The 247-nt window shown below is 40.1% G+C and carries 1 pseudogene; it reads right to left on the bottom strand.

Going from position 1 to position 247, the window contains the following annotated elements:
• Positions 1-247: pseudogene (locus KHD59_RS02470) on the bottom strand (group II intron reverse transcriptase/maturase); the annotation flags it as partial.

The raw sequence follows: 247 nt of genomic DNA on the forward strand, positions 1-247 counted from the left end.
TAAAATAGGGAGTTAAGAGTTGTTCCAGGCATTTTTGCATCAGTCTATCTTTGATAGTCGGTATGCCCAAAGGTCGGGTTTTTTTATTATCTTTGGGAATGAAGATTCTTTTGACTGGTTTTGGGTGGTAACCGTTACTGACGTATTCCCGATGGTATCTTTTTAATCTTTCCAGATTGATTCCATCGATGGTTTTATTGTCGATTCCGGGTGTACCAGCGCCCCTGTTAGCCGCGATTTTATTAAA

The organism is Sesame phyllody phytoplasma (assembly GCF_018390775.2).
Taxonomy (GTDB): domain Bacteria; phylum Bacillota_I; class Bacilli_A; order Acholeplasmatales; family Acholeplasmataceae; genus Phytoplasma; species Phytoplasma australasiaticum.